The 19,235-nt window shown below is 53.6% G+C and carries 14 protein-coding genes and 1 riboswitch; of the genes, 9 read left to right on the top strand and 5 right to left on the bottom strand.

The window, feature by feature from the left end:
• Positions 1-56 precede the first annotated feature (56 nt).
• The 3 genes from ACPXSQ_RS21605 to argE form a co-directional block, all read right to left on the bottom strand.
• Complete coding sequence (locus tag ACPXSQ_RS21605) at positions 57-1,691, bottom strand: methyl-accepting chemotaxis protein (RefSeq protein ID WP_014594876.1); 1,635 nt, start codon at positions 1,689-1,691, stop codon at positions 57-59.
• Positions 1,692-2,053: 362 nt separating this feature from the next.
• A complete protein-coding gene (gene ppc, locus ACPXSQ_RS21600; RefSeq protein WP_013027682.1) occupies positions 2,054-4,702 on the bottom strand; it encodes a phosphoenolpyruvate carboxylase in 2,649 nt (882 codons plus the stop codon).
• 350 nt (positions 4,703-5,052) lie between these two features.
• On the bottom strand, positions 5,053-6,201 hold the full coding sequence (argE, locus tag ACPXSQ_RS21595) for an acetylornithine deacetylase (protein ID WP_013027681.1): 1,149 nt from the start codon (positions 6,199-6,201) through the stop codon (positions 5,053-5,055).
• Positions 6,202-6,369: 168 nt separating this feature from the next.
• Here argE and argC point away from each other — a divergent pair, with 168 nt between their 5' ends.
• The 5 genes from argC (at position 6,370) to oxyR (ending at position 12,144) form a co-directional block, all read left to right on the top strand.
• Entirely contained in the window at positions 6,370-7,374 is a 1,005-nt protein-coding gene (argC, locus tag ACPXSQ_RS21590) for an N-acetyl-gamma-glutamyl-phosphate reductase (RefSeq protein ID WP_014594874.1), read from the top strand.
• A gap of 14 nt (positions 7,375-7,388) precedes the next feature.
• The gene (gene argB / locus ACPXSQ_RS21585) at positions 7,389-8,165 is read left to right on the top strand and encodes an acetylglutamate kinase (RefSeq protein ID WP_013027679.1); all 777 of its coding nucleotides are present in this window, start codon (positions 7,389-7,391) and stop codon (positions 8,163-8,165) included.
• Between the two features lie 24 nt (positions 8,166-8,189).
• Positions 8,190-9,407: an argininosuccinate synthase gene (locus ACPXSQ_RS21580; RefSeq protein WP_013027678.1), complete on the top strand. Its 1,218-nt coding sequence runs from the start codon at positions 8,190-8,192 to the stop codon at positions 9,405-9,407.
• A gap of 88 nt (positions 9,408-9,495) precedes the next feature.
• Positions 9,496-10,869, top strand: coding sequence for an argininosuccinate lyase (gene argH, locus ACPXSQ_RS21575; protein ID WP_126843331.1), 1,374 nt, complete (start codon positions 9,496-9,498; stop codon positions 10,867-10,869).
• Between the two features lie 357 nt (positions 10,870-11,226).
• Complete coding sequence (oxyR, locus tag ACPXSQ_RS21570) at positions 11,227-12,144, top strand: DNA-binding transcriptional regulator OxyR (protein ID WP_064352934.1); 918 nt, start codon at positions 11,227-11,229, stop codon at positions 12,142-12,144.
• Here the strand turns inward: oxyR and sthA are convergent.
• Positions 12,127-13,527 (bottom strand): Si-specific NAD(P)(+) transhydrogenase, encoded by a 1,401-nt coding sequence (gene sthA / locus ACPXSQ_RS21565; RefSeq protein ID WP_013027675.1) that lies wholly within the window; start codon positions 13,525-13,527, stop codon positions 12,127-12,129. The genes oxyR and sthA overlap by 18 nt on opposite strands.
• 193 nt (positions 13,528-13,720) lie before the next feature.
• Here sthA and fabR point away from each other — a divergent pair, with 193 nt between their 5' ends.
• Positions 13,721-14,368, top strand: coding sequence for an HTH-type transcriptional repressor FabR (fabR, locus tag ACPXSQ_RS21560; RefSeq protein ID WP_013027674.1), 648 nt, complete (start codon positions 13,721-13,723; stop codon positions 14,366-14,368).
• Between the two features lie 14 nt (positions 14,369-14,382).
• The gene (locus tag ACPXSQ_RS21555; RefSeq protein ID WP_014604773.1) at positions 14,383-14,736 is read left to right on the top strand and encodes a YijD family membrane protein; all 354 of its coding nucleotides are present in this window, start codon (positions 14,383-14,385) and stop codon (positions 14,734-14,736) included.
• A 32-nt stretch (positions 14,737-14,768) separates the two neighbouring features.
• Here the strand turns inward: ACPXSQ_RS21555 and trmA are convergent, their stop codons facing one another.
• Positions 14,769-15,872: a tRNA (uridine(54)-C5)-methyltransferase TrmA gene (trmA, locus tag ACPXSQ_RS21550; RefSeq protein ID WP_064352932.1), complete on the bottom strand. Its 1,104-nt coding sequence runs from the start codon at positions 15,870-15,872 to the stop codon at positions 14,769-14,771.
• Positions 15,873-15,993: 121 nt separating this feature from the next.
• A riboswitch (cobalamin riboswitch) is annotated at positions 15,994-16,176 on the top strand.
• A gap of 67 nt (positions 16,177-16,243) precedes the next feature.
• Here trmA and btuB point away from each other — a divergent pair.
• Both btuB and murI read left to right on the top strand, forming a co-directional pair.
• Positions 16,244-18,100, top strand: a complete 1,857-nt coding sequence (gene btuB, locus ACPXSQ_RS21545) for a TonB-dependent vitamin B12 receptor BtuB (protein WP_013027671.1) — start codon at positions 16,244-16,246, stop codon at positions 18,098-18,100.
• Positions 18,045-18,896 carry a glutamate racemase gene (murI, locus tag ACPXSQ_RS21540; protein WP_028715911.1) on the top strand — a complete coding sequence of 284 codons (852 nt, stop codon included), beginning with the start codon at positions 18,045-18,047 and terminating at the stop codon, positions 18,894-18,896. Before btuB ends, murI begins: the two co-directional genes overlap by 56 nt.
• The last annotated feature ends 339 nt before the right edge of the window (positions 18,897-19,235 follow it).

Here is a 19,235-nt window from a genome sequence, read left to right as displayed (position 1 = left end):
CTGAATGTCTCATCCATTGCATATACAGGGCTGACAGCAGCCTGATGTGCCACGCATTAAAAATGTGTCCAGCCTTCATGGGTCAAGGGTTGAGCCGGTTTCACTCGCGAGGGGTTTTTGAGCGTCGGTACGCTATGCACCTGCTGTGTCGTGTTATTAAAGCGAAAGACTGAGACCGCCTGCAGCAGCTGTCGTGCCTGTTCCCGGAGGCTGTTCGCGGCCGAGGCGGATTCTTCCACTAATGCGGCGTTTTGCTGTGTGGCGCTGTCCATCTCGGTTACCGCGATGCCCACCTGTTCTACGCCTCTGGCCTGCTCGGCGCTGGCTGAGGTAATTTCCTCAACGGTATCACTCAGGTGACCTACAGCCGTGACGATGCTCTGCATCGTCGCGGTGGCATGTGCAACCAGTTCGTCACCTTGCCCCACGCTGCGGGCGTTGGCGTCAATTAACTGGCGAATTTCACCTGCGGCCGTGCTGCTACGTTGCGCCAGGGTTCTGACCTCGCTGGCAACCACCGCAAAACCTTTACCGTGTTCGCCCGCGCGCGCGGCTTCTACTGCTGCGTTCAGCGCGAGAATATTGGTCTGGAAGGCAATACTGTCAATAACGGCGGTGATGTCGGCGATTTTCCCTGAGCTGTCTTTAATGGTGCGCATCGTGCTGGTAATCGCTGCCGTGGCATCATTGCCTTCGTTGGCGACATTACGCACATTGACCGCAAGCTGACTGGCCTGCTGCGCATTGCTGGCGTTATTTTTCACCGTCATGCCAAGCTGCGTCATGGTGGCTGCCGTCTGCTCCAGCGCGCTGGCCTGCTCTTCGGTTCTCTGTGACAGGTCGGCATTTCCCTGCGCTATCTGACTACTGGCAGAGGCGACGCTTTCCGCATTGGATCTCACCAGGCTGACCGTTTGAACCAGTGCCTCCTGCATCTCCCGGATTGCCACCAGCAGTTTGCCGGTTTCATCGGTGTGAGTGACCTGCACAGGCTCGCTGAGGTCACCTTTTGCCACGCGCTGTGCGGCAATCAGGGCCTGATTAAGGGGCCGGGTGATGCTGCGCGTAATAAGCCAGGCAGACAATCCCGCCAGAAATAGCGCAACGGCACCGGCGCCCGCCAGTAAACGCAACGCATTGGTTCGATCGCTATGGGAAGTTTGCTCTGCAACCTGCATCCGCGCTTCCTGGTGATCTTTTAATGCCTGAAGGGAGGCTATATAGCCCGTTTGAATGTTGTCTCCCGAGGCCTGTAACAGCTGGTCGGCCTCCTCTTTTTTACCTTGCTGAGCAAGTGCAACGACCTTATCCATTAGCGGCAGAAAAAGCGCCGCGTGAGACTGGATGTTGGAAAAAAGTTGTCTGCCAGTGACGGAGGCAACCTCTTTATCCAGCACCTGCATCAGGCTGTCGGCCTGGCTTCTGACCTGCTGATAGCTGTTAAGCGCTTTTTCTGTTTTTGCCGGATCCGGCTGGAGTACGGCAATGCGCGCCAGACGACTCATATCTTGCGCATAAAATGACAGCATGGCCGATTCGGATGCCTTGGCGTAAAGGCCCCCGGCGATCTCACTGTTAGCGTCGGCCAGAGAACGTGTTTTGGTAATACCGATCAGGACCATGAAAATGACAAGCATACCCATGAAGCCAAAAGCCGCCACGAGCCGTATTCCTATTCTGATGTTATTCATACTGTTACCCTGATGTTAATGATAAGCACGAAGGCCTCACTGCCTTCTGTCAGTGTGGTTTGTGAATCAGTGTGTGGCTTTTTAACGATCAATCCGGGTGATTTTTGACCCGTATAAAGAGTAACGACCACAAAGGCATAAGGTTTATAGGCTAACTGTAATCAAACTGTAATAATTTCTGAGGTAATGCACTTGACCAGATGAAATGGTCTCAAGGACGCTGTGGGTGAAGGGGTAAAACATTAGATAAAACAGCAGGCAATCATCAGAGGGTGCGTATTTGAGACGGGCAAACTCACCCGAGCGCGGGTGGGTTAAGGACGGCCGCACAGGCTGAGCGGACCGTCCTGACGAGAATGGACTTAACCCGTGTTACGCATGCCAGCAGCGACACCGGCAATCGTCACCATCAGCGCCTGTTCGACGCGCGCATCCGGTTCGTCACCGCGGGCTTCTTGAGCACGTGAACGGTGAAGCAGTTCAGCCTGCAGTACGTTCAGGGGATCGGTATACACGTTGCGCAGGGCAATGGATTCGGCAATCCACGGCTGATCCGCCATCAGGTGTGAATCGTTGGCGATGGTCAGCACGGCTTTGATATCGGCATCCAGCTGGTCACGCAGCTGTTGACCTAATGGCCACAAGGATTTATCCACTAGCCGTTGGTCGTAATATTCCGCCAGCCACAGGTCTGCTTTAGAGAACACCATCTCCAGCATACCGAGGCGGGTTGAGAAAAACGGCCAGTCGCGACACATCGCTTCGAGCTGATCCTGATGGCCTGCCAGCATCGCCTGCTGCAGCGCCGCACCTGCACCCAGCCATGCCGGGAGCATCAGACGGTTTTGGGTCCAGGCGAAGATCCAGGGAATGGCGCGCAGGGATTCCACACCGCCGGTAGGACGGCGTTTGGCCGGGCGTGAACCCAGTGGCAGCTTGCCCAGTTCCTGCTCTGGGGTGGCTGAACGGAAGTAGGGCACAAAGTCGGCGTTTTCGCGCACGTAGCCCCGGTACATGGCACAGGAATCCGCAGAAAGCTGATTCATAATACTGCGCCATTCCGGTTTAGGTTCCGGCGGTGGCATCAGGTTAGCTTCCAGTATCGCACCGGTATAGAGCGACAGGCTGGCGATAGTCACTTCCGGTAAACCGTATTTAAAGCGGATCATTTCGCCCTGCTCGGTAACGCGCAGGCCGCCCTTCAGGCTGCCTGGCGGCTGAGACAGCAGCGCAGCATGTGCCGGCGCGCCGCCGCGACCGATAGTACCGCCACGTCCGTGGAACAAGGTCAGTGACACTCCGGCTTTTTCGCAGGTTTTAATCAGCGCATCCTGCGCCTGATACTGCGCCCAACTGGCCGCCATGACGCCGGCATCTTTCGCCGAGTCGGAATAGCCAATCATGACCATCTGTTTGCCCTGAATAAAGCCGCGATACCAGTCAATGTTGAGCAGCTTGCTCATCACATCGTTGGCATTGTTGAGGTCATCAAGCGTTTCAAACAGCGGTGCAACCGGCATCGCAAAAGGTATACCGGCTTCTTTCAGTAACAGGTGGACGGCCAGCACATCCGACGGCGTTTTTGCCATCGAAATCACATAGGCGGCGATAGAGCCCTGAGGCGCTTCCGCTACCACTTTGCAGGTTTCCAGCACTTCGCGGGTTTCATCGCTCGGTTCCCAGCTGCGCGGCAGTAAAGGGCGCTTAGAGTTCAGCTCGCGGATGAGGAACGCTTGCTTGTCGGCTTCTGACCAGCTCTCATAATCGCCCAGCCCAAGGTAGCGGGTAATCTCTGCAATGGCTTCGGTGTGACGGGTGCTTTCCTGACGAACATCAATGCGGACCAGCGGCACGCCGAAGCATTTGACGCGGCGCAGCGTATCCAGCAGTTGGCCGTTGGCAATGATGCTCATGCCACACTGCTGCAGGGATTGATAGATCGCATACAGCGGGTCCCAAAGCTGAGCGTTAGAGACCAGTAGGTCAGCCGGACGTGGTAAACGTTCGCCTTTAAGGCGACGTTCCAGATAAGCCTGCGTGCTCATTAGCTGGCTGCGCAGACGCTTCAAAATCACGCGATAAGGTTCGAGCGCTTCAGGATCGCCACTGAGATCGGCCACTTCCTGGCTGCATTCAGACATCGACAGTTCTGAAATCAGTACGCCAATGTCACGCAGGAACAGGTCGGTGGCTTTCCAGCGGCTGAGCTGCATGACGTGGCGGGTGATGGAGGCCGTGACATTGGGGTTGCCGTCACGGTCACCGCCCATCCAGGAGGTAAACTGCACCGGAACGAAATCGACCGGCAGCTTAATGCCAAACGTCTCTTCTACCTGTTCATTCAGCTCACGCAGAAACGCAGGTACGCCTTCCCACAGGCTGTTTTCAACGACGGCAAAGCCCCATTTGGCTTCATCCACGGGCGTAGGACGGTATTTACGGATCTCATCCGTATGCCAGGCCTGAGCGACCAGTTGGCGCAGGCGGCGCATAATCTGGTTACGCTCGTAGTCAGAAATATCGCTGTGATCGAGCTGTTCAAGACAGCTGTTAACTTCGCCCAGTTTATGAATCAGCGTACGACGCGTAATTTCTGTGGGATGGGCGGTCAACACCAGTTCCAGCGACAGGGATTCAATCGCCGCGTGAATAGCACTTTCACTAAGATTGTTTTGTTTGAGCGTTTCGAAGGTCTTTTTTAACAACTCGGGATGATTCGCGCCATCGCCGCTGCGGGAAATGGTTTGATACTGTTCAGCCACGTTAGTGAGGTTCAGGAACTGACTGAAAGCACGTGCGACGGGCAACAACTCGTCATTTGACAGGTTCTGCAGCGTATTCAGCAACGCCTTACGATGCGTGTCATTGCCAGCACGGGATGATTTAGACAGCTTACGGATGGTTTCCACCTGGTCCAGGATGTTCTCTCCCAGCGCATCCTTAATCGTATCCCCGAGCAGTTTGCCGAGCATACTGACATTACTTCGCATTGCGGAATATTGTTCGTTCATGTGACCCTGACACCCTTATCGTCTTGATAAACCTCTATACCCGGTCTTTTCAGGCAGCACAAAAGCCAGCAACGTTGTCCTCTCGGTACTGCCCGAGGTTCTTCAGTTGCTGCCTGTCGCAAGCTGAATAAAGTGGGATGATTGCCCCGTAGGTATAACATCGTCTTTTATCTAGCCACGTAATCATCCGTTCGTCAATTGACTTAAAGTGAAGGAAACATGCAGCTAACTGCTGGAAATTCATGGAATTTGATAGGGGAGAAGCGGGATAAGTTATTCTTATTATCAAATCCCGCAGAATGGCGGGGCATTTTGCTGTTAATTCAGTGAAATGCCCCGATTAATGATAATTAGTGACAGAAATGCTGCACAACCTGGCTTATCAGCGCACGGGTAGGCTTAATAAATGCGGTATCGATAAACTCGTCTGGCTGGTGCGCCTGATTGATCGATCCTGGGCCCAGTACCAGGGTTGGGCAGAGTTGCTGAATAAAAGGCGCTTCAGTGCAGTAATTCACCACTTCCGTCTGAATCCCCAGCAGCGTTTCTACCACTTTAACCAGTTCATGATCAGCGGGGCACTCGTAGCCGGGAATCGGTGGATGCAGTTCTTCAATGGTGATCCGTCCCGGCCAGCGTTCGCTTACCGGTGCCAGTGCTTCATTTAGCAGCCCGTCGAGATCGCTCAGCGTAAGGCCCGGCAGGGGCCGGATATCCATATGCAATTCGCAGCAGGCACAGATACGGTTTGCCGCATCGCCGCCGTGAATATGACCAAAGTTCATGGTCGGATAGGGGATGGCAAAGCCATCGTGGTGGTAACGTGATTTGAGTGTGTTACGCAACTGCATGAGTTCGGTAATCGACTCATGCATTAGCTCAATGGCATTGACGCCGCGTCCGGGATCGCTGGAGTGGCCCGATTGTCCCTGAATGCGAATCGCATTAGATATATGGCCTTTGTGCGCCCGCACCGGCTTTAGCGAGGTCGGTTCGCCAATAATGGCGCAGTCGGGGCGAAGCTGGGTGGACTCTGCAAAATATTTCGCACCTGCCATCGTGGTTTCTTCATCGGCGGTCGCCAAAATGTACAGCGGCTTACTCAGGGTTGTCACATCCACATCACGTAGCGTGTCCAGAATAAACGCAAAGAAGCCTTTCATATCGGCGGTGCCCAGACCGTACAGCTTGTTGTCATGTTCGGTCAGGGTAAAGGGATCGCGAGTCCAGCGACCATCATCGAACGGAACGGTATCGGTATGCCCGGCAAGCAGCAGGCCGCCCGCGCCGTTTCCGGTGCGCGCCAGCATATTAAATTTATGACGTGTTCCGGGTACGGGCTGTACTTCCACAGCAAAACCCAGGTCGCGGAACCAGCCAGCCAGTAAATTGATTAAAGTTTCATTGCTCTGATCGAGTGCGGCATCGGTTGCGCTGATTGACGGCGTAGCGATCAACTGGCGGTATAGTTCGATAAAAGGCGGTAATTTTGTCTTCACTGTTGACGGTCCTTGAGTTAGGATGTATCAATATTCATGCATTAATAGTGAATAAAAATACATTAACGTCGTGTGCATGTGAACCTTAAATCGCTGCAAACGACATCGTGGGCAACGGGGCAAGGCCGCGACCCGGAACGTGTGACTGTAATAAAGGTATACAGCCTGATGTTGAATACGCTGATCGTTGGTGCCAGTGGTTACGCTGGCGTAGAGCTTGCCACCTTCCTTAATCGCCATCCACATATCAACATAACCGCTTTGGCGGTATCTGCGCAAAGTCCCGATGCGGGCAAGCGCCTGTCCGATCTTCATCCACAGCTTAAAGGCGTGGTGGATTTGCCGCTGCAGCCGTTGAGTGATGCCGCCGAATGGGCAGACAAAGTGGATGTGGTGTTTCTGGCGACCGCCCACGAAGTCAGCCATGACCTGGCCCCTGAATTTCTTAAAGCCGGTTGTGTGGTGTTCGATCTGTCAGGCGCGTTTCGCGTCAACGATGGCGATTTTTACACCCAGTTTTATGGCTTTACGCATCAGCACGGTGACTGGCTGGATAAAGCCGTTTACGGTCTTGCTGAGTTCCAGCAGGAAAAAATTAAAGAAGCACAGCTGGTGGCCGTACCGGGCTGCTATCCCACTGCCTCCCAGCTGGCGTTGAAGCCCGTGTTAGATGCGGGTTTGCTGAATGACGCGCAGTGGCCGGTAATTAACGCCACCAGCGGCGTGAGTGGGGCGGGGCGCAAAGCGAATGTCGGCACCAGCTTCTGCGAAGTCAGCCTGCAACCTTACGGTATTTTTAATCATCGTCATCATCCTGAGATTGTGGCGCACCTGGGAACGCCGGTGATTTTCACCCCGCACCTGGGCAGTTTTCCGCGTGGGATTCTGGCGACCGTTACCTGCCGCCTGAAGGCCGGCGTAAGCCGTGATGATGTTGCTGAAGCTTTTCATAACGCCTACCACGATAAGCCGCTGGTACGCGTGTACGAACAGGGCGTGCCGGCTCTGAAAGCGGTTGTCGGGCTACCCTACTGCGATATCGGGTTCGCCGTTCAGGGCGAACACCTGATTGTGGTGGCTGCAGAAGATAACCTGCTCAAAGGCGCGGCCTCCCAGGCGGTGCAGTGCCTTAATATTCGTTTCGGTTTCCCTGAAACGCAGTCACTGATTTAACGGACGAGTAAACCATGACCAATCCATTGATTATCAAGCTGGGCGGTGTGCTGTTAGACAGCGAAGAAGCGCTGGCCCGTTTATTTGACGCGCTGCTGGCCTATCGCTCCGCGCATCAGCGCCCGTTGATCGTCGTTCACGGCGGCGGCTGTCTGGTCGATGAACTGATGAAAAAACTGGCGCTGCCGGTGCAGAAAAAGAACGGCTTACGCGTTACGCCTGCCGACCAGATCGACATCATTACCGGCGCACTGGCGGGTACCGCGAACAAAACCCTGCTGGCCTGGGCGAAAAAATATGGCATTCACGCGGTAGGCCTTTGCCTGGGCGATGCAGGCCTGGTTAATGTCACGCAGCTGGATGAAGCACTCGGTCATGTGGGCCACGCCACGCCGGGTAATCCCGCGTTGGTCAATACATTGCTTGCGGCGGGTTATATGCCTGTTGTCAGCTCAATTGGCATTACCGATGACGGCCAGTTAATGAACGTCAATGCGGATCAGGCCGCCACGGCGCTGGCATCAACGCTGGGTGCTGATTTAGTCTTGTTGTCGGATGTCAGTGGCATTCTCGATGGCAAAGGCCAGCGCATTGCAGAGATGACGGCTGACAAAGCTGAACAGTTGATTGCGCAGGGCATCATCACCGATGGCATGATTGTGAAAGTGAACGCAGCGCTGGATGCTGCGCGCACGCTGGGCCGCCCGGTTGATATCGCCAGCTGGCGTCATGCCGAGCAACTGCCCGACCTTTTTAACGGTGTGTCCATTGGCACCCGGATTCTCGCTTAACGACTCAGATTCAAGGATTACGAAATGCAAACGCAAAACATCAAAAAAATCGTTCTGGCTTACTCTGGTGGTCTGGATACTTCCGCCATTATTCCCTGGCTGAAAGAAAACTATGGCGGCTGTGAAGTGGTCGCGTTTGTGGCTGATATCGGCCAGGAACGTAGCGATCTGGAAGGCGTTGAGAAGAAAGCGCTGCAGTCGGGTGCATCAGAATGCCACGTGGTTGATCTGCGTGAAGAGTTTATCAGCGACTACGTTTATCCGGTTCTGCAGACCGGTGCGCTGTATGAAGGAACTTACCTACTGGGCACCTCCATGGCGCGTCCTATCATCGCTAAAGCGCAGGTTGAGCTGGCGCTGAAAGTCGGTGCTGATGCCCTGTGCCACGGTGCGACCGGTAAAGGGAATGACCAGGTACGTTTTGAAACCACCTATACCGCGCTGGCACCCCAGCTGAAAGTGGTTGCGCCATGGCGCGAATGGAACCTGCGTTCACGTGAAGCGCTGCTGGATTATCTGAAAGAGCGCAATATCCCGACCACCGCTTCGCTGGAAAAAATCTACAGCCGTGATGAAAACGCCTGGCATATTTCTACCGAAGGCGGCGTGCTGGAAAGCCCGTCTAATGCGCCGAATAAAGATTGCTGGGTCTGGACCGTTGATCCGCTGGAAGCCCCGGATCAGCCTGAAGACGTGACGGTAACCGTTGAAAAAGGGCGCGTTGTCGCGGTGAACGGCGAGAAACTGAGCCCGTTCCAGTGTCTGGAAAAGTTGAACGTGCTGGGTGCTAAACACGGCGTAGGTCGTATCGATATCGTTGAAAACCGTCTGGTGGGCATTAAATCACGCGGCTGTTACGAAACTCCCGGCGGCACCATCATGGTTAACGCACTGCGTGCGGTTGAGCAACTGGTTCTGGATCGCGACAGCTTCAAATGGCGTGAGCAGCTGGGCCATGAAATGTCCTATGTGGTTTACGATGGTCGCTGGTTTGCACCGCTGCGTAAGTCTATCCAGGCGGCGGCAGAGTCGCTGGCAGAAGAAGTCAACGGTGAAGTGGTCCTGCAACTCTACAAAGGCCAGGCCACGGCGACGCAGAAGCGTTCAGCCAACAGCCTGTATTCCGAAGAGTTTGCAACCTTCGGCGAAGACGAAGTTTACGATCATCGTCATGCCGGCGGCTTTATCCGTCTGTTCTCACTCTCTTCACGTATTCGTGCATTGAACGAGCAGAAGAAGTAATCGCAGGCGAGGATCGCCTCGCCTCTCAGTATGACCTCAGGGGCGGCTTTCAGGCCGCCCCTGGTTTAACGACTTGAAGGAGATTCACATGGCACTTTGGGGTGGACGCTTTACCCAGGCAGCAGATCAACGTTTCAAACAGTTCAACGACTCGCTGCGTTTTGATTACCGCCTGGCTGAGCAGGACATCATTGGCTCAGTGGCCTGGTCCAAAGCGCTGGTGACGGTAAATGTTCTGACCGGTGATGAGCAGCAGCAGCTGGAAGCCGCATTGAATGCATTGCTGGAAGAGGTTCGTGCCAATCCTGAGCAAATTCTGCAAAGTGATGCCGAAGATATTCACAGCTGGGTTGAAGGCCAGTTGATCGAGAAAGTCGGCGCGCTGGGCAAAAAACTGCACACCGGCCGTAGCCGTAATGACCAGGTAGCCACCGACCTGAAGCTGTGGTGTAAGGAGCAGGTCGCCGCACTGCTGGGGGCCACACGTGAGCTGCAGCAGGCGCTGGTCGCTACCGCCGAAGTGAACCAGGACGCGGTGATGCCGGGCTATACGCATTTGCAGCGGGCGCAGCCGGTGACCTTTGCGCATTGGTGCCTCGCCTATGTTGAAATGCTGGCGCGCGATGAAAGCCGTTTGCAGGATACGTTGAAGCGTCTTGATGTTAGCCCACTGGGTTGTGGCGCGCTGGCAGGAACGGCGTATGACATCGATCGTGAGCAGCTGGCTGGCTGGTTAGGTTTTGCTTCTGCCACACGTAACAGCCTGGACACCGTTTCCGATCGTGACCATGTTCTGGAACTGCTCTCGGATGCGTCAATCGGTATGGTACATCTGTCGCGCTTTGCTGAAGACATGATTTTCTTCAACACAGGCGAAGCCGGCTTTATCGAACTCTCAGATAAAGTCACCTCGGGTTCATCCCTGATGCCACAGAAGAAAAACCCGGATGCGCTAGAGCTGATTCGCGGCAAGTGTGGCCGTGTACAGGGCGCGTTAACCGGAATGATGATGACGCTGAAAGGCCTGCCGCTCGCCTACAACAAAGACATGCAGGAAGACAAAGAAGGGCTGTTCGACGCGCTGGATACCTGGCTGGACTGCCTGCATATGTCGGTTCTTGTCCTGGATGGCCTGCAGGTGAAACGTCCTCGCTGCCAGGAAGCGGCAGAGCAGGGCTACGCTAACTCAACCGAGCTGGCTGACTACCTCGTTGCCAAAGGCGTGCCGTTCCGTGAGGCGCACCACATTGTCGGTGAAACGGTCGTTGAAGCGATAAAACAGGGCGTGGCGCTGGAAGCACTGACGCTGGCGCAGTTAAAGCACTTCAGTAGCGTGATAGAGGACGATGTCTATCCTGTTCTGGCCCTAAAATCCTGTCTGGATAAGCGTAATGCGCAGGGTGGGGTTTCGCCCGGTCAGGTTGCCCGTGCTATCGCGGATGCCAAAACACGCTTAGCGTAAACGGCAGGCAAAAAAAAAAGCGGGCATCAGATGCCCGCCAACCTCTAGCTTCAGAAACTACTTTTATTTTAGGCACATCATCAGAGCCGCGGCGCTCCCGGCCGATGCTAAGATTCGTAGCGTTTACCCTCTACGCGTTTTAGGGAAGCCTGACAGCGCTTCTCGTCTTTTTTTTGGCGAAGGGCTCACGACTGTTGAAAACAGGGAGAACACCGTTTTCAACGTTCAGAAAACATTTCCCTGGGTGGCAATGAATCTGAATTGATGTGGGCATTATTCCCATCCGCTCTTGATAGGGCCAATCGTTGGTTGCTATTCTATCTATCGCCACGAGCTATCGTGGAATGGAGGGTAATAATGAATATCCGTGATCTTGAATATCTGGTTTCGCTTGCTGAACATCGTCATTTCCGACGTGCTGCGGATGCCTGCCATGTCAGTCAGCCCACGTTGAGCGGACAGATCCGTAAATTAGAAGACGAATTAGGTGTCATGCTGCTGGAGCGTACCAGCCGCAAAGTGCTGTTTACTCAGGCCGGCCTGTTGCTGGTCGACCAGGCGCGTACCGTTCTGCGTGAAGTCAAAGTGCTGAAAGAGATGGCCAGTCAGCAAGGCGAAGCGATGTCAGGGCCACTGCATATTGGGCTTATCCCCACGACCGGCCCTTATTTGCTGCCGCAGATCATTCCAATGCTGCATCAGACCTTTCCAAAGCTGGAAATGTATCTGCATGAAGCGCAGACGCAGCAACTGCTGGCGCAGCTCGACAGCGGCAAACTGGACTGTGCGATTCTGGCGTTGGTGAAAGAAAGCGAAGCCTTTATCGAGGTCCCGCTGTTTGATGAGCCGATGAAGCTGGCCGTCTATGAAGATCACCCATGGCGCGATCGTGACCGCGTGCCGATGTCCGATCTGGCGGGCGAAAAGCTGCTAATGCTGGAAGACGGTCATTGCCTGCGCGATCAGGCGATGGGCTTTTGCTTTGAAGCAGGTGCAGACGAAGATACGCATTTCCGCGCGACCAGCCTGGAAACCTTGCGCAATATGGTTGCGGCGGGAAGCGGGATCACGTTACTGCCTGCACTGGCCGTACCGGATCAGCGTATTCGTGACGGCGTTTGTTATCTCCCGTGCTACAAACCGGTCCCCCAACGCACTATCGCACTGGTATACCGTCCCGGTTCACCCCTGCGCAGTCGTTATGAACAACTGGCAGAGGCAATCCGAACGCACATGCAAGGCTATTTCGATACGGCGTTAAAACAGGCGGTTTAAGCCGTTTAACGCCGCAACACGATAGGCTTCGGCCATGGTGGGATAGTTAAAGGTGGTATTCACAAAGTACTCGATTGTGTTGCCACCATTTTTTTGCTCCATAATCGCCTGACCGATATGGATGATCTCCGCCGCGCGCTCGCCAAAACAATGAATGCCTAAAATTTCTTTGGTTTCGCGATGGAACAGGATCTTCAGGCTACCCACATTCATCCCAACGATTTGCGCACGCGCCAGATGTTTGAACTGAGCACGACCCACTTCGTATGGCACTTTCATTGCCGTCAGCTGCTGCTCGGTTTTCCCCACAGAACTGATTTCCGGAATGGTATAGATCCCGGTTGGGATGTCTTCTATCAGATGCGCTGAGGCTTCACCTTTCATAATGGCCTGCGCGGCAATACGGCCCTGATCGTAAGCAGCGGATGCCAGACTTGGATAACCAATCACGTCGCCTACCGCATAAATGTGCGGCTGAGCTGTCTGATACATGCTGTTCACTTTCAGCAGGCCACGTCCGTCTGCTTCCAGACCGACATTTTCCAGCGACAGCGAATCAGTGTTACCGGTACGACCATTCGCATACAGCAGGCAATCCGCTTTTACTTTCTTGCCGGATTTAAGGTGCATGATCACGCCGTCATCTACGCCTTCAATTTTCTCGAACTCTTCATTGTGACGAATCACAACGCCGCTGTTCCAGAAGTGATAGGACAGCGAGTCGGACATCTCCTGGTCAAGAAATGCCAGCAGCCGGTCACGGGTGTTAATCAAATCAACTTTGACGTTAAGTCCACGGAAAATAGAAGCATATTCACAGCCAATGACACCGGCGCCGTAAATGATCACGTGGCCAGGTTCATGGTGCAGGTTGAGAATAGAATCGGAGTCGTAAATGCGTGGATGGGTAAAGTCGACATCGTGGGGATGATAAGGGCGTGAACCGCAGGCGATGATAAACTTCTCGGCGGTCAGTTTTTCGCGCGTACCGTCATGATGTTCTACCTCGACCGTGTTGGCATCAACAAAATGGGCATCGCCCTGAAAGAGTTCGCAGCGGTTACGCTCGTAAAAACCCTGACGCATCGCCGTTTGCTGGTTGATCACGCTTTCCGTGTGATTAAGGATATCGGCAAAGGATGAACGAAGCAGTCGGGTGTGGTCGCTGTAAAGGGGATTTTGATTGAATTCGATGATGCGGCTAACAGCGTGACGGAGGGCTTTTGAAGGGATGGTTCCCCAGTGAGTACAGCCGCCGCCGATGTTGTGATAGCGTTCGATAACCGCGATGCGTGCGCCTTGCTTGACCAGTCCCATCGCCGCACCTTCGCCGCCGGGTCCTGAACCAATCACTATAACATCGTAATCGTAAGACTTTTGCATACCGATACGTCCTATTATTTATACATTTTTACAACGAGATTCTAACATCTCACCGCGCACTTCTGAATTCTAACAGCGATTTTCATCACGTTTTGCCTTTCAGTGGTGTTTAACAAGCCGTCACAAAGTTTGCCCGACTGTACGCTGAATATTTTGTTATAGTGCTGTTTCAGAACCTCACAAGGCAGAGAGAATGGGTGTCAGAGCGCAACAAAAAGAACGTACACGGCGTACACTCATCGAAGCTGCATTCAGTCAGCTCAGCGCCGAACGCAGTTTTGCCAGCCTGAGCCTACGTGAAGTTGCCAGGGAAGCCGGCATTGCGCCTACGTCTTTTTATCGGCATTTCAAAGATGTTGATGAGTTAGGTCTGACGATGGTTGACGAAAGTGGACTGATGTTGCGCCAGTTGATGCGCCAGGCACGCCAGCGTATCGCAAAAGGTGGCAGCATTATTAAAACCTCTATCGCCACATTCATGGAGTTCATCGAGAATAACCCCAATGCGTTTCGCTTGTTATTGCGCGAACGTTCAGGAACTTCTGCGGCCTTTCGCGCTGCTGTTGCACGTGAAATTCAACATTTTATTGCTGAACTGGCTGACTATCTTGAGGTCGAAAATCGCATGCCGCGCAGCTTCACCGAAGCGCAGGCTGAAGCGATGGTGACGATTGTTTTTAGCGCGGGTGCTGAAGCGCTGGACATTGATATCGAGCAGCGACGTAAGCTGGAAGATCGTCTGGTATTACAGTTACGCATGATCGCCAAAGGCGCTTATTACTGGTATCGCCGGGAACAAGAACGCCTGGCGGTAACCCTGGATAAACCTGAAGAGATATGAATAAGGACCCTGCCATGACCCACCCAAGCTCCCGTGATAAAGGCACGATGTTGCTGGCTTTTATTACCGGCCTTGCTATGAACGGCTCGTTCTCCGTGCTGTTTAGTGCTTTTGTTCCTTTTTCTATTTTTCCACTGATTGCGTTGGGGCTGTCGGCCTGGTGCCTGCATCAGCGTTATCTGAACAAAAACATGCCGGATGGCGTTCCCGGCCTTGCTGCCGCCTTTTTCCTGCTGGGCATTTTGGTTTACAGCGCGCTGGTCAGGGCAGAGTACCCGGATATTGGCTCTAATTTCATCCCGACCATTTTGATGGTTGGGCTGGTGTTCTGGATTGCCCTGCGTTACAAGCGCAACCGCAATCGGTAATTAAAAACGGGAACCTTCAGGTTCCCGTTTTTTTACGCTTTACGCGTCAGCAGCACGCCGCATTCCATATGGTGGGTGTACGGGAACTGGTCAAACAGCGCCAGCCGCGTGACGTCGTGCGTTTGCGCCAGTATCCGCAGATTGTCGCACAGGGTTTGCGGATTGCAGGAAATATAGAGAATGGCAGGATAAGCCTGCACCATCTTAACGGTTTCCTCATCCAGCCCGCTGCGCGGCGGATCGACAAAGATCGTCTCGCAGTCATAACTCTTCAGATCGATCCCTTCCAGCCGGTTAAAGCTGCGCACGCCATTCATCGCCTGCGTAAACTCTTCGGCCGCCATGCGAATAATCTGCACGTTATCAACCTGGTTGGCGGCAATATTGTACTGCGCTGACGCTACGGAAGGTTTGGCGATTTCTGTTGCCAGTACCCGGCGGAAATTTCGGGCCAGCGCCAGCGAGAAGTTGCCATTACCACAGTAGAGCTCCAGCAGATCGCCGCGAGAACCCGTGGTGACGTCCAGTGCCCATTCCAGCATTTGAATGTTCATGGCGGCGTTAGGCTGCGTAAAGCTGTTTTCTACCTGACGGTAAATCATCTCTTTTCCGGCCACTGGCAAACGCTCATCGACATAATCCCGATCAAGGCAGATTTTGGTCTTGGTCGCGCGGCCAATCAGCTGGACATCAATACCTTCGGCCCGCAATTGATCGCGTAACATGCTGGCGGCCTGCTGCCATTCCTCATCCAGTTTGCGGTGGTAGAGCAGCGAAATCACGATCTGATGACTCATCGTGGACAGGTAGTCGATCTGAAACAGCTTGTGGCGCAGCAGACGATTGTCCCGAATGGCCGCCATCATTTTTGGCATGACCTGATTGATTAACTCACTGGCCGCAGGAAACTGATCGACGCGTATGCGCTGTTTCGTCTCCTGATCGAAGATAATATGGTAGAGGTCATCACCCTCGTGCCAGATGCGGAATTCTGCTCGCATGCGGTAGTGACTGACGGGTGAACGAAACACCTCCACGGCGGGCGCAGCGAATGGCGTCATCATCGTTTCTAACCGACTGACTTTTTCCGCCAGCTGCGCGTCATACTGTTCAACAGGGAGATGTTCGGGTGTCATGTTTAATCCTGGTTAAGAGCTTACTTGCCGGGCGATTGTAGGCATTCACCTGCCGATGTCCAGTCTTGTACACTGGCGCAGAAAGACGACGTGCGGAAGTCTGGACTTGCTCATGCGCTCTTCGTAGACTGCTGGCACCGGCCTCAGCCTTGAGTTAATAGGGAATCCAGTGTGAATCTGGAGCTGACGCGCAGCGGTAAGGAATGTCAGGGTGATTGCAATTGCAGACACTGTCCTGCGGGATGGGAAGTCATCACCTGCTATGATTCCCAGCCCGAAGACCTGCCGGTGTGACGTCGCCACTCTTACAGTCATCGCGTGCTATCGATTGTATGCCTGCGGCATCCTTTTTCTTTTGGATGCGATAAAAAATGAGTAAAACAAAAGCCTCGCTGTTTGCCTTCAGCGCAACGGCGATTTCCCTCTGGGCGCAAAATGGCTTTGCGCAGGGTAATGATGATACGCAAATCGTGACCGCCAATCGTTTTCAACAGCCAGTGTCGTCGGTGCTGGCCCCGACGACCGTGGTTACGCGTGAAGAGATTGATCGCTGGCAGTCCAAAAGCCTCATTGATGTCATGCGGCGTTTGCCGGGGGTGGATATTGCTCAAAACGGTGGACTGGGGCAGTTAAGCTCCATGTTTATTCGTGGAACCAATTCCAGCCATGTTCTTGTACTGATCGACGGTATTCGTCTTAACCAGGCTGGGATTTCGGGTTCTTCCGATCTCAGCCAGATCCCGCTGTCGCTGGTGCAACGAATCGAATACATCCGGGGTGCACGTTCGGCGGTTTATGGTTCAGATGCCATCGGCGGCGTCGTGAATATTATTACGGGCCGCGATAAGCCCGGTACCACGCTGACCGCAGGTGTGGGTTCTAACGGCTATCAGGCATACGATGGGTCCACCCAGCAGCGGCTGGGTGAGGCGACCACAGCCACTCTGGCGGGGAATTATACCTATACCAAAGGGTATGATGTGGTGGCTAACCTGCCTGATGCCTTTAGCGCGGCCCAGCCCGATCGTGATGGTTTTATGAGTAAAACCCTCTTTGGCACGGTGGAGCACCAATTTAACGATCAATTTAGTGGTTTTGTCCGTGGCTATGGTTTTGACAACCGCACTGCCTACGATGGACAGCAGGTATCTTTCGATCCCAATGCGTTTGTTGATACTCGCCAACTCTACAGTCAAAGCTGGGATAGCGGCTTGCGCTTCAATCAGGGCATCTATTCAACGCAGTTGGTGGCCAGTTACAGCCATACCAAAGACATTAACTACAGCCCTCAACTGGGGCGATATGACAGTACCGCGACCTTTGATGACATTGAGCAGTATAACGTGCAATGGGGCAACACATTGCAAGCAGAGCACGGCACCTTCAGCGGCGGCGTCGACTGGCAAAAAGAGGCGACTCAGCCTGGTACAAACTTCCTGAGTGAGGGCTACGAACAGCGCAACACCGGCCTTTACGCGACGACCCAACAAAAATTTGGCGATGTGACGCTGGAAGGCGCACTTCGTGGGGATGACAATAGCCAGTTTGGCTGGCATACCACATGGCAGACAGCCGCAGCCTGGGAATTTGTAGAAGGTTATCGTGTCTTTGCCAACTATGGCACGGCATTTAACGCCCCTAATTTTGGACAGTTATACAGTGGCTTTGGCGGTAACCCGGATCTCAACCCAGAGAAAAGCAAACAATGGGAAGGGGGTTTTGAAGGCCTGACAGGCCCGGTTAACTGGCGAGTGTCGGGATACCGCAATGATATTGATGATTTGATCTCCTATACCAATAATCGCTATTACAATGTCAACCAGGCCCGGATAAAAGGCGTTGAAACAACGGCATCTTTTGATACTGGCGTGCTCTCTCATTCATTATCTTTTGACTATCTTGATGCTCGCGATGCGACGACAAATCAATGGCTGGCTCGTCGGGCAAAAGAACAGTTTAAATATCAGCTGGATTTAACGCTGTATGATTTCGACTGGTCAGTGAGTTATCAGTATCTTGGCCAGCGTTACGACACCAATTTCAACACGCTTGAAACGGTAAAGCTGGGCGGTGTCAGCCTGTGGGATCTCGCCGTATCGTATCCGGTCACATCACATCTGACCGTTCGTGGTAGAATCGCCAACCTGTTCGATAAAGATTACGAGACAGCGTATGGCTATCAGACTCCAGGAAGAGAGTATTACCTCAGCGGAAGCTACAGCTTCTGACCTGCGCCCGACTGTGCTGGTGTTTGACTCCGGCGTCGGCGGGCTTTCAGTCTATGATGAGGTTCGGCAACTTCTGCCGGACCTGCACTATCTTTATGCGTTCGACAACGCGGGCTTTCCCTACGGAGAGAAAACCGAGACCTTTATTGTCGAGCGTGTGGTCGCGATTGTTGATGCCATTACCCGCCGTCATCCCATTTCCCTGGTCATCATCGCCTGCAATACCGCCAGCACCGTGACACTGCCCGCATTACGTGAGCGATTTGCCTTTCCTGTCGTCGGCGTAGTGCCTGCGATTAAACCTGCTGCGCGTCTAACGCGTAATGGTGTGGTGGGGCTGCTTGCAACGCGCGCGACGGTTCGTCGCTCGTATACGCATGAGCTGGTGTCGCAGTTTGCCAAAACCTGCAAGATTGAAATGTTGGGTTCAGCCGAACTGGTTGAGCTGGCTGAGGCCAAACTGCATGGCGAAGAGGTGGCGATAGATGAAATCAGGCGCATTGTGCAACCCTGGTTACGTATGGCAGAGCCGCCGGACACAGTGGTGTTAGGATGTACGCACTTTCCTTTGCTGCGCGATGAGCTGCAGCAGATCCTGCCGGAAGGGACGCGTTTAATTGATTCTGGGGCAGCTATAGCCAGACGAACGGCCTGGCTACTGGAAAATGAAGCCCCTGAAGTCCGATCGTCACTGCAAAACGTGGCGTTTTGTACCGAGCTGGATGGCGAAGCGGTGCAATTGTCACCGGTTTTGCAGCGTTATGGCTTCCCATTGCTTGAAAAACTGGCGCTTTAGAAGGTTTTCGTTGAAAAAAACAGCACTCGGAAAATTTATTGAAATTAGCCCTTGTCAGCCGAAAAGAACTCCCTATAATGCGCCTCCACTGACACGGCACAACGGAATACGAAGCGCCGGGTTAAGTAAGGTTCAGAACGATTCGAACCGGTCAGTTAAGCAAAAATAAGTGCTTGACTGATAAAGCGGAAAGCGTAATATATGCAGCCCGCGCCACAGAGAAGTGTGGCACTGCTCTTTAACAATTTATCAGACAATCTGTGTGGGCACTCGCAGGATTGATATCAGCGTCTCCGGACGTAAAAAATATCAAAGCCTCACGAGTGAACACATAATGAA

The sequence above is a fragment of the Pantoea sp. EEL5 genome, from assembly GCF_049892805.1.
Taxonomy (GTDB): Bacteria; Pseudomonadota; Gammaproteobacteria; order Enterobacterales; family Enterobacteriaceae; genus Pantoea; species Pantoea ananatis.
The sequence above is the reverse complement of the archived record's forward strand: the minus strand, read 5'-3'. Positions and strand labels throughout refer to the sequence as shown.

Coding starts and splice junctions, on each gene's coding strand:
- sthA (WP_013027675.1), bottom strand. CDS start 13,527: ATGCAAAAGTCTTACGATTACGATGTTATAGTGATTGGTTCAGGACCC.
- ACPXSQ_RS21580 (WP_013027678.1), top strand. CDS start 8,190: ATGCAAACGCAAAACATCAAAAAAATCGTTCTGGCTTACTCTGGTGGT.
- argC (WP_014594874.1), top strand. CDS start 6,370: ATGTTGAATACGCTGATCGTTGGTGCCAGTGGTTACGCTGGCGTAGAG.
- ACPXSQ_RS21605 (WP_014594876.1), bottom strand. CDS start 1,691: ATGAATAACATCAGAATAGGAATACGGCTCGTGGCGGCTTTTGGCTTC.
- argB (WP_013027679.1), top strand. CDS start 7,389: ATGACCAATCCATTGATTATCAAGCTGGGCGGTGTGCTGTTAGACAGC.
- trmA (WP_064352932.1), bottom strand. CDS start 15,872: ATGACACCCGAACATCTCCCTGTTGAACAGTATGACGCGCAGCTGGCG.
- ACPXSQ_RS21555 (WP_014604773.1), top strand. CDS start 14,383: ATGACCCACCCAAGCTCCCGTGATAAAGGCACGATGTTGCTGGCTTTT.
- ppc (WP_013027682.1), bottom strand. CDS start 4,702: ATGAACGAACAATATTCCGCAATGCGAAGTAATGTCAGTATGCTCGGC.
- argH (WP_126843331.1), top strand. CDS start 9,496: ATGGCACTTTGGGGTGGACGCTTTACCCAGGCAGCAGATCAACGTTTC.
- oxyR (WP_064352934.1), top strand. CDS start 11,227: ATGAATATCCGTGATCTTGAATATCTGGTTTCGCTTGCTGAACATCGT.
- murI (WP_028715911.1), top strand. CDS start 18,045: ATGGCTATCAGACTCCAGGAAGAGAGTATTACCTCAGCGGAAGCTACA.
- fabR (WP_013027674.1), top strand. CDS start 13,721: ATGGGTGTCAGAGCGCAACAAAAAGAACGTACACGGCGTACACTCATC.
- btuB (WP_013027671.1), top strand. CDS start 16,244: ATGAGTAAAACAAAAGCCTCGCTGTTTGCCTTCAGCGCAACGGCGATT.